The 11,894-nt window shown below is 35.9% G+C and carries 4 protein-coding genes; 1 reads left to right on the top strand and 3 read right to left on the bottom strand.

All coding sequences use genetic code 11. From position 1 onward, the window contains the following. On the top strand, positions 1-359 hold a 359-nt coding region (locus ASU31_RS21715), incomplete at its 5' end, for a phytanoyl-CoA dioxygenase family protein (protein WP_167346225.1). 481 nt (positions 360-840) lie between these two features. On the opposite strand, the gene ASU31_RS21710 is transcribed toward ASU31_RS21715, so the two are convergent. The 3 genes from ASU31_RS21710 to ASU31_RS21700 are packed head-to-tail and all read right to left on the bottom strand — an operon-like array spanning position 841 to position 11,864. Next, a complete protein-coding gene (locus tag ASU31_RS21710; RefSeq protein ID WP_057934356.1) occupies positions 841-2,856 on the bottom strand; it encodes a fibronectin type III domain-containing protein in 2,016 nt (671 codons plus the stop codon). Positions 2,857-2,858: 2 nt separating this feature from the next. Further along, a complete protein-coding gene (locus ASU31_RS21705) occupies positions 2,859-10,169 on the bottom strand; it encodes a hypothetical protein (protein WP_057934355.1) in 7,311 nt (2,436 codons plus the stop codon). A gap of 18 nt (positions 10,170-10,187) precedes the next feature. After that, entirely contained in the window at positions 10,188-11,864 is a 1,677-nt protein-coding gene (locus ASU31_RS21700; RefSeq protein WP_057934354.1) for a hypothetical protein, read from the bottom strand. Positions 11,865-11,894 lie beyond the last annotated feature (30 nt).

Below are 11,894 nucleotides of genomic sequence, written 5' to 3'. Positions count from 1 at the left end.
ATGGTTGTTTATATTATGTACCTAAAAGCCATAACTGGGGCTTGTTGGATAAACCAGATTTAGCTGGGGATATGGAAGGCTTAATGCAGTATTTAACCGAAGAGCAGAAAGCAGAATTTAATCCAATCCCAATCGAACTTAAAAAGGGATATGCTACGTTTCACCATCCTTTAATGGTTCATGGCTCTTTTACTAATAAATCGTCACGCTCAAGAAGTGCTTTTGTTTTAAATGTATTTACTGATGGTACCGAATCGAATACCGACGAAGCCTTACTTAAGGGAGTGGAACCTATTGGCGCAGGACATAAAATGGAAGGACAGTTTTTTCCATTAATATTTTCTCCCGATAGCCTTTAATTGCACTATTTCATTTTTTAATGCTTTATATGCTGATCAATTAACCTGCAATACTATTAATTTAGCCACGGAAGCACTGATACTCGGAGTATTCATTACTTTGCCTTGTCTTTAATCTGATCTGGAATCTTAAATATCTTTTTTTCGTTTCGTTTTCACGAGAATGGCGGTATTTACGATTCCCGCTCAATTTGTATTAAGGTTTTTGGGCCTACGAGAGAGTGGCAGATATGGTACCGATGGATTATGTGCCCTTAGCCAAAAAATTAAAAGAGACTGTATCATAAAAATGAAATTGTCATCCTGAGCCTGTCGAAGGACTTGTTTAAATACCCCGCAAGACATTTCGTCAAGTTCTCCGTAGGAGTCCTTTGGACAACATGATAAATTCGAATGGAATTACAAATATGATGCAGCCTGGATATTAGGCAAAAGTAAGTTTCCCGAATGATTAAATTCTTTAAGTCATACAACTGCTTACTTAACGGTTACCTGCATAAGTTTCTGCAGATGGTAAAGACGTTTTACCATTCACACCAATCGTTTTTATAAAATAATAGTTAATCTTTCCTTTATCATAAGTGGCATCAATATGTGTTAAAGTTTTCGCTCCTATCTCGGCAATCTTTATTGGATCTGCACCTCTAACATATCTGTAAATTTCGTATTTAGCCACTTCGCTTTGTGAGGGTTGCCATTGTAAAATGATGCTTTTATTATCTTTACCAGTAAACGATTTTAATGAATTTGGGGCATAAACCGATTGACTCGTACTTACCGTTATTTCATTGCTAAATTCGCTTTCTTTATCTGCGTTAGTTACACCAGTTATTTTATAGCTCACTTCATTATCATTAAAAAGAAATTCATCCTTAAATGTATTTTTAAAGCCCAGAACAGGTGTTTTATTAACTTTGACATAAGATGAATTTCCAGATTTCCGATAAACATTATAACCCGCTATCTGTTTTACAACAGTTGTATCTTGCCAAAAGAGATAAATACCTTTTCCATCTTTTTTAAAATCTACGATAACTGGTGCCGCAACGCGAAAATTTGGATTACTTAGGTAAAGTATTTTAGAAAAACCGCTTCTGGTATTACTTAAATTCTCAGACACAAGGGCATAGCCAATAGTTGGCGATAAATTGCTTGTTGTATCGGTATAAACGTAATTTCTTTTGGCTTTCTCATCAAAATATATCATTTCTGTAATCGGTTTCATATCTCCCCCAACTTCATTGGTACGATATACATAGTATCCACGTGTATCGTTATTGTAATCTGTCCAACTAACTACATTATGTTTATTCACATTTCTAACAACAACATTTGCTGGCGGATCTGATTGTTTGATTTGATGAACTAAGCCATAAATTTTAATTCCTCTTTCTGTAGCCCTTCCAAGTTTATCTACAACCACCAAATAATAATAATATTTCTGACCAGGGATAATGGTTTTATCAATATAATTGTATCCAGCGGTTGAGGATAAAAGTTTATAACCACTTTCATATTCACTTGAGCGATAAATATTTACCACACTCACATAATCTGGTTTTATAAAAGCCCAATTTAATTTGATGTTATTACCAATTGAATCGGCAGTTGCCGTAAAAATTTTAGGTATTAACATTTGCTGGTCCAAAGAAGCTACCCGAAGTGTATCTGAAAGTATTTTTGCACCACCACCAAAACGGTTTACCGGACTAATGGTATATTGATAAAGCACATCTTTACTCACTTGATTATCTTCTATGGTGTATATTATGCTGTCACCACGATGCTCAACATTATAGGTTGTTAAAATTCTATTGAACGGCATTTTAACGCCATCGCTTCTTTTCACCAATAAAACTTCCGGTATTTGTGCAGTAGCTTTAGCTCTCCATTCTATTCTAAATACATCTCCAGTAGTTTTTCTACCGGCGCTTTTTGGTTTATTGGTTATAAAAAAATCATTAGCAGAAACAGGTGTTGAGGTATATTTATGCTGTTCAGTTCCATCTCTTTTAAGCTGTATTACCCTATATTGATAAACCACATTTTGTTTCGCAGTAGTATCAACCAATAAAATATTAAATGCAATTGCTAATGGCTGCTGAGTAAGATAAACAGAAAGCGAATCGTAATTAAACTTCTTTTTAAATATTGGCCACACCTCATCTGCCGTATAAGCAGTAGTTGGATTGTATTCAAAAACTTTGTTTTTTGCGGCCTGATAATTATTCTTTAGTTCTTCGTAATTAGAAGGGGTACTAAATTTATATAGCGCTTGCCAATTGGATTCATTTTGTGCTTTTCTATCTAAACGAAAGGCAATTACATCTCCATCTGGGTGTTCGGCAGAAGCAGGCTTAAATAAATTGTATATATAAGTGCCTTTATACCCATTAAAGGCAACTTTACCTTCCTTTTGAGCATTGGCCTGTAAACCAATTTGTACGAAAAGCATAATCAATAAACTTTTAACTACTAGAATTCTATACGGTTTCATAACTATTGATATGTTTTAGATTGATTTGAAATGAAAATACCTTTGTTATTTACTCCTGCTTCTACACCTAATACCAGTGTTTTATTAAGGCCTACCCTAACACAAGGTATAGGACTACAGATATCTGTAAAGCCTATACTTACGCAAGGTGTTTCGCAACTGCTATTACAAACGCCCGCACCAACATAAGCACTTCCTTGTAAGGTGAATGTAAGCCCCATTGTTGCAGAAAACTCTCCTTTAAGTGGTGCTAAATATCCATTAATATCTGCATGTGCATCGGCACCTAAACTTATACCTGCGCAAGCTAAACCTACACTTGCCCCAGCACTCAATTTTACAAATGCCCCCACCCGGCCACCTACGCTAATTGCAATATCTTCTGGTTTTAAGCTAAAATTAGCCTTTAAATATGCTGCGGCATATAAACCGTGTGTAAATGAGCAATGGGCAACAGGATTAAGATCTAAATCAAAGCTTGGTAATAACGGTATCGGCATCTCCGCCGATACCACTAATAAAACTCCTTTTACATCTGCAAATGCTGTTTTTGTAGCATCGGGCAGATCGGTGCCACCAAAATGTTTATAAAATGAGTTTTTTTGCGATTCGCTTAGGGTTGCGTTTCCAACCATAAAACCTACACCAATGCCAGTAAATGGTGTATATTTTACATCGGCCAGGCCGTTACTAAAAATGTACCAGTCGCTACTTCCAAGTTTTAATTCTGCATCTAAATCTAAACTGGCAAAATTGGTGCTTTGATTAAGGTGACCCGAACCAATTAAAGCTTTTTGGTTAAAATCATACACAATACTTAATCCTTTTACCCCGCCAGCATCCATATTGTTTACACCAAGTGCAGATGAGTTTGCTATGATATCTCCCTTAATGGTAAAACTCATTGGCGAAGGTGTTATTCCGCTAGCTCCTGTCATATCGCCCCCGAAAGTAAAATATTCCCACTCACTACTAACAACCTTACTTTGCCCGGTTGCTTTATCTAAATAACTTCCAGATTTTTCGTCGTCGTTAAGGTATATTTTGGTGTCTTTCGGCACTACCAATTTTGTCTCGTTCTTTGTTTTAGTAAGCTCAACATCGATTTTATATTTACCTGCAATATCTTTATCTTTCAAGTAACCTTTTAAGTAAAGTTCTCCATTGGTAAACCGTTGGTCGCCATCAAATGTTACTTTTATGCCTTTGGTGTCTAGTCCTAAGTTTTGAAATTTTACATCGTGTTTATGCGCTAATTTGCCATTTTCTGCTTTATAGGTTAAATCATAGGTTACTAAATCCAAGCCTGTAAAACCTGGTATATCCATATTTAAATCGCCTCTAAAAGTTACAAAATCAGATCCTCCCCAAACTGAGCTTGGTTTATATTTAGCGATGCCATTTAAGGTAACTGCTGGTTGTTTATCTGACAGCAAAATCCTAGTATCGTTTTCATTACCGGTATCATAAAGATTAATATTGTTAATTTTAATTTCATCAGTAGGTTCTAAATCAGGCAAACCTTTAAGACTAGCCAATGAGGTGATGCCAGATTTTGTTAACAGCGATACTGACCATGCTCCTTTATCTTTTGAATATCCTTTATCGTAACCGAAACTGGTGTATACATCACTTCCTTTTATGGTAATTGGAAATGCATTCAGCAGTTTTAAACTATTAACTTCAAAATCTCCAAAACCAATTTTATTTCTAGTAATTTTTAAGTTTGAAAAAGGAAAAGTTAGCCCCAATGCACTTAAATTGCCTTTAAGGGTAAGCCCTTCGGAGCCAAAAGTCCAGGTCGGTGCATCTAATTGCCATTGGTTTAATTTAATGGTAATTTTTTGTTGGTTCTCCGATTTGAAACCATTTTCGTTTAAGGTAAACTTTGCTTTAGCTTGTATATCCCGATTAGTTGTGTAAGCTAAATCGGTAGTTAGTGTACCTAAAAATGAAATACCTGTATTCGTTAACATTACGTTTGCATCTGGTGTAACCACTATATCATCTGCCCCAATAAACTTTGGTTTAGCACGTGTATTGCTTGACACCAAAAATTGGGAAGAGGTCAGATCAGAATTACCAGTAGAAAATGTATATAAATTATTCGTCTTTTTATCTGCTGGCAAAGCAGTAATCAATGCGTAAGACGCATTTGCATTGTTGAGGTATAAATAGTTGTTATCGCCAACATTATCTGATGATGAAGTTTCTACTCCTTTAGCCAACGATGCAGCATCTAAACCTACTTTTCCAAATATGCTGGCTGTTGTAGCGGTTTGAGGATATAAAGCCAGCCCACCTTTATCCAAAATTTTAATATCGTATTTAGAAAATAACACGGCTTCTAAATCATTTTGATTGAAAACCATTCCATTTGCCAAGGTAAAAAAGCGGTCTTTTTCCTGTCCCGATGGTGCTTGGTTTACGTTTACCAAAATATCGGTAAATTCAAGTTTACGATCCACATATTTTCTTTTCAGGGTGCTTTCGCTTACATTACCTGTTGGCGTTAACTTGCCCGATATTTTATATTGTGTATTAGTTACATACTGAGCTTTGGTTAGTTCGATTGGAAAACCATACATGCTGTTTACATTCATATTAGGTGCTTTTACAAAGTTGAGCATAACATTAGCGTTTGCACCGCTTGGGTTTATGGGCTGTGTACCTCCAATATAATCTGCTTTAGTACCAATAATTGTGAATGATCTGTTGGCTGGCAACCTGCTCAGCGTTATGGTATAATAGGTTTCGGCAGAAAAAGTTGCTTCATTTTCTGGTATGGCTATTTCATTTTCTGTTATCGAATTATCATCATAACCATTGATTTTTAGGGTAGCGCCATCGGGTGAAACCATATCTTTAGCTAAATCATCATCATTTTGCTGTACAGCGCTGTAATAGTTATTATTTTTAGGCGATGCCGATGCCATTTCAGTTGTGCTGGCTTTTTTAAGCGCTCCAAATTTTATCTTTTTGGGTACTTTATCTGTTTTTGGTACTACTTTAATTTCTTCTTTAGCTGAGTTTGTTACTATAGTTACTTTTTTACTGGTTTTAACATACTCATCTTCATCCATACCTTCAACGTAGGTATTGTACTCGCCATTTAAAGGTTTAATTTCCCAATTACCGAAAACTTCTTGGGCATTAACGGTTATGCTAACGGCAGGTTCTACTTCTACGCTAACAATTACATCTGTAAGTCCATCTACATGTACTTGTGTTTTTGCGATGGTGTAATTTTTATCGGTTGGTACTATTTTTAAATCGAACTGGCTACCGCCTGCTGCAATTTCAACATAGTTGTAATTTTTTCCTAAAAAAGCGCCTTTAGTTTGCAAATAATTACCAGTGTTTAAAACTGTTACCGTACTTTCTAATGTGATTTTTGTTCCTTTTTTATAACAATACACCGTAATGTTGCGGGTGTTCTTTTTAACCTTAAACTTTACGGTTTGGTTTGCTATAACATTATCTAACGTAACAACGGTTGTTTTGTAATTGGCTCTATCTACAGGAATTATGGTAAAAGCTACTTTGCCTTTTGGCGATTGTAGCGTTGTAGGGTAACCGGTTTCTGGTTTATAATCGCTCCAGCTAAAATCATCTCCAACAATAATGCGGGCGGCTACTGTATTTTCTTTATCATCAACCACTGTTGTAGTTAACATAATTGGTAAATCCATGTAAACTTTACCTAAATTTTCACGCTGTCCTTTTACCAAAGGTTTACCGCTGTTTAATTTTTTATAGGTAACTAAAAATCCATTTTTGGTAAGCCGAAGTAATTTCCAGCTACTCATAAACCAGCTATTAATATTTTCGAATAGAAAACGGCCATTTGTACCGGTTATAAAGTCTTGTTGTGGTTTTGTGGCTTTTAAATAAGCTTCAATCTGGCTATCTGTTGCTGTATTTGCCAAGCCAGACATATTAAAAAGTTCTACATGTACACCCGACAGTACTGATGTACTTGCATTACTGCTTGGGTAAACGGCCCCGTCTATATAAGGTGCCAAAGGAACAACTGGTACATGCAGGTATCCAATATTATAATCTTGTGTTAAAATGGTTTGTTCATCGGTAAAATGACCTTGTTTCTGTGCTTCAAAATTCAGCACACTTGTAACAGAAAAAGCATCCTGGGTAATGAAATTATCCTGACTGGTACTTATCGGCTCGGCAAAAATATAATACTTATCATTAATATCTGCTGGGGTAACCAATCTATCAAAAGCAAAATAACCCTCTTTACCTGCAGATCCAAAAGAAGTAGTCTTATCTATTATTTCGTATTTTTCTGTTTGATTTTTTTCGTTTTTCCGCTCCCATATCTTTTTAAAATATGTTGCTTTATTAGGATCTCCATCGTTTACCGGTCTACCAAGTGGTATGTCTTCACCAATTTTTCTGCATAAATAAACATCCATACCTGCTACCGGTGTAATTGGTGGAGTACCACCTGGGCCATTATTTACAGCAAGTTTAGATTTGAAACTGTATTGTTGTACCGTTGCGGTTAACTCTGGAAGTTTAATATCTTCGTTTTGGTTATAAGGGATGGCGTACGGTTGTGAGTAATACTGATTGCTTTGAACTAAAATTACCAAGTTGTATGTTTTGCCATCATTAAAAGTATTGTAATCTTGCATTCCGACCTTAAAAGTATATTCACCATTTTTTTTAACGGTTGTGGTTGCTATTATACGTTCGTCTAACAGTATAGTTCCACCTTTAAAAAAATCTTTTTGAGATAAATTGCCTTTTAACAACTTTAGTTCTGTCCCTTCTGGCAATGGCAGCGATATATTCGTCTTACCATAAGGTTGCTTCCAATTGTAAACGTACCTACCAGAAACGTTCATTGAAATAAATTTTGGCCCAAACGAAACGGTTTCTGTTATATTTTTGTTCAAAAAATCTGTAGCTTCAAAAGCATTTGTTTTACCACCGATTTTACTTACCGTTTGTGGACTAAAATACAAAGCATCAAGTTCATTACTTGGCTCAAAAAATACCGTGTAACTGTCGTTTGCATTTGCAGCACTTACTAAGTTCGAAAAAGATGTGTTAAAATTACCTGTATTAAGCCCGTCGATATCGGTGTTGCCAACTACGACATAACTTTGTGTGCTTTTTTTAATTATATCAATACCCAACGTATTTGTGCTTTTGTAAATGGGTATATCTTTATTTTGCCCTATTATATTCTCAACCTCCCCATTAAACACATTTTCGGCCTTACGCAGTAAGTAAAGTTTGCCTTTGTAATTACGTTGCGCTGTTGTAGTTAACTTCGTGTTAACTTTATAACTGTAGGCTTCAACAATATTTTCATTTAAAGTAATGCTTTTATTATTTGAGTTAGGCACAACAAACCAATTCGGATCAGATAAGCGATTATCCTCAATTTTAACAACCAATCCTTCGACAAAGGCATAACTCTTACCTGATATATTTATTGGATCTGAAACTTTAAACTGGGTTTGATCAATTGGAACATCAATTTTAAAATTCCCCATTCCATCGGTTTTACCCGTTGCTATAATTGTTGCCGACGGTATTTTTGGAGCCCCATAAGGATAAGTTAATAAATCACTTACCGATGCAATGCTATCCTGCTCCTCTGAATATATTTTTTCGACACCATTTTCCATCACTTTAACAGTTTTGGTTACTTTAAAAGTTGGCGCCAACAATTGTACCTTTAATACCTGAACATTTTTATTCGCTAGGGGAAAACCTTTTTCCAGTTCGGTTAACACCACAGCTTTATCCATTTGCGCCTGTATTTTCGCTTGTTCAGTCCTCGTTTTTACGTTTAGCAATTGTGTTTCAAGTTTAAATTTTAATTCTTTGTCTTGTTTTATTTTATTAAAACCTGTTACATAATTATCGTAGAAATTATACTGTAAAGTACCCGATAAGGCTACTGTATAATCTTTAATAATTTTCTCATATTTTACGGTAAAAGGTCTTGTTTCTGAAAGTGTACTTGTTGCCACATGTTTTACTTGCCAAGTATAATTATTGCCATCTTTAACATAGGCCGCTATAGCCGGTGTTGATTTAAAATCTATTGTCTCCTTGTTAACACCAATGGTAATCCCGTTATCTTTTGGTATACTTGAAGAGCCAGGCGCTTTAACCATCGCTGCCCTTTGCTCGGCCTTTATTTCTTCTGCTGTTTTAACTCTGGTAATATGCAGTTGATATTTAGCAGTACTACTTCCCCAGGCACCAGCACCACTTTGCAAAGATGTTGAGCTGTTATTCATGGCAATTGGTCCATCATAAAAACCAATCTTGTCATTTTTGGAAGAATTATCTGTAAAAGTCCAATCAAATACCAAATCGTCTAAATTTTTGATGGCAATATTTTCTTTTGGTGTGTTTAACAGAAATGTTGAGGTGATATAAGGTTTTTCTCCATACCTAAACTCGTTGGCACCACTTATTCCATTATTCTTAAAAATAATTTTCCCACTTGGGTCTGAAGCAATTACACGCCAGGCATAACGTTTGCCTTCTGTTAGTGGTGGATCAGATGGCAATAATATGGTACTTGTACTATTAACTATTGTTCTATCAATTTTTAACCGAGAGGTTGCATTTAAAATCTGATTAGGATCTTTCCTTTCATCTGGCATCTCTGCAACCTGAAATTGATACATCACCGTTATTGATAACGGCAAATTATTTAGCCAAACAAAAGATTGACCTGTGAGTGCAGGAATTGAACTATTAGCAAATGGATTAGTCAATACCGGCGCATCAGGATAAATAATGCTGATGAACGAACAACCCAATGGAGCACCTGTAGAAATAACCTGATTTGTTGTCATGTCTACCGCCTGGATACAAAAAGTATAATTCCCTTCTGGCAATCTTGAGGTCCGCACTAGTTTTACCTTATCAATTCCATACACATTTAGCGTGTTCAGATCGAAAATATCTTTTAAGGCCAAGCCGTTAAGCTGCTTGGTTTCGTTTGGGTTTAAAATAATTGGCTGTAGCGGAACATAAGTCGATTTTGTAGAAATTTTAATGCCATTATCTCCACTTAGCTGCCCTGTTAACTTAATTTTTTTCTGGGTTGAGGTTAGATTTTGTACAATCAATAATACTTTGGATGCATTTGTACCCGCATAATCCGAATAAAACGGAGAATAAGGTGGTGCAACGGTAACATTAATATTAACCTGAGCTTGTGCAAATAAACCATCAGAAACCATTGTTAAAATGGCCATCAAAAGCAAAGCTGCACTTCTTTTAAAACGCTTTATGATTGGATAAAATTTAGTCATAGCAATTGATGTTATAATTTAAAAGGAATGTGTTAAACCAAGATTTGATCTGAATTCGTTAAACGAAGGAAGCGTTATGTCTCTCGAATTGCTCTTTAAATAATTGAGCGTTAGATTGGCCGCATTTCTTTTACCGAGGCGATAAGAACTGTTGAAATTTATGTTGAAAATGTTTCCTGCATCGATATTGTTGTTGCGCTGTAGTTGATAGCTAACAGAAACATTTAAGCCTAAATTACCTTTATCTAAAGCCTGACTAAGTCCTAAAGTTGGCCCGTAAAAAATGGTTTTACCAAAAGTTACTTCTGCTACCGTATAACTTAAATTGGCGTTGGCACTGAATAATTTTTTGGGTAAACCGAACTGATAAGATAAATTGGCCATTTTACTGTTCGATTTACTATTTGGCTTCGTTAATTCATTTAAATCTACCAGCGATTGCAAATTGCCCACCAATACAAAACCATGGGTAATACTTTTGTTATTGATATTATAGCGCAACATGGTACTTAAATTATGATTGGTTCTGGCTACACGGAACATATCTATGATAGGATTTAATCCCCTATCTTGTGTGATCCCGAAATTGGTATAACGCAGGTCTACACCATAATCAACTTTATTGAACGAGATATTCGCCGCACCAATTTTTCGGTTAGACCGGACTGATTTATCGTGCAGAATGTTATCATTTTGCAGACCAAAACTGCCACCCAATTGCAACTGGCCCTTCATTAAACGTAACATTCCCTCAACCGTATAATTCTGCACATCCGTTTCGAAATAATAAGCGCCCATACTTTTATAATCAGGATCTACCCTACGGTACCTAAACCTTACATTATAATTGGTAGCATTGTAACCAATGCTGGTTTGTGCAGCCGTTAATAATTGTGTAGAGGAATTGACCGTAATCAGATCTTTAATAAAATCAACTTTGTCTAGTTTTAGGTTTTCAACCGTATCCGATAATACATTTCGGGTATAGATACTACCCGAAACATCCATATCAAATACAAAATGTTTTAGAAAACTAAATTTTGAAGAAATGCCCAGCACCATATTTTCAGCCGGACTCAGCTCTGTAGAAATCGGTGTGTTGTTTAAAGAGCTGGCTTGATCTTTAGCGTTTAAGAAAATAACATCAACATGGTTGCGCTCAGTACCCCAACCCAGTTTTGTGCTGTAACCTGTTCTTTTGTAGGCCGCTTGTTGTGCTAAGGCAAGTGGCTGGTTTAGGTCTTCTTCAATCGCTTTATTAAACCTGCCGTAAATAAAACCGAACCTCAGTCTGCCTGGGTTAAGCTCAATGCCTCCACCCAAAAAATTATGCCCAGCTAAAGTAAAAGGAGAAAATTCTAAACTTTGCCATCCGGCATGAAAAGTGATCCATTTATAGGTTGGGCTAATACCATATTGATTAAAAGGTTGTGTATAACTTCTCTGCTGATCGCTAATTACAACAGAAAATGGAAAGGTTACCCCATAAACAGTTAAAGTTGGCGCACCGTTAAAAATGTAAGAAAAGTCGCGTTGCCTGGCCGGAATGCCGCTTACATTATAAGTGCCAAGCCCAAGGCCTACGGTTCCGTTTATTGCAAATGGCTTTTGCTTTGTTATTTGACTTAGATCTTGCGATTTAGCCAAATAACAGGCAGCGAATAAAAACAACACTAAAAGTGATATACGTTTCATAAATTCTACGTTTGTTGGAATAAAGAATAA

Source organism: Pedobacter ginsenosidimutans, assembly GCF_001442625.1.
GTDB lineage: Bacteria > Bacteroidota > Bacteroidia > Sphingobacteriales > Sphingobacteriaceae > Pedobacter > Pedobacter ginsenosidimutans.
This window is presented reverse-complemented; position numbering and strand designations above follow the sequence as displayed.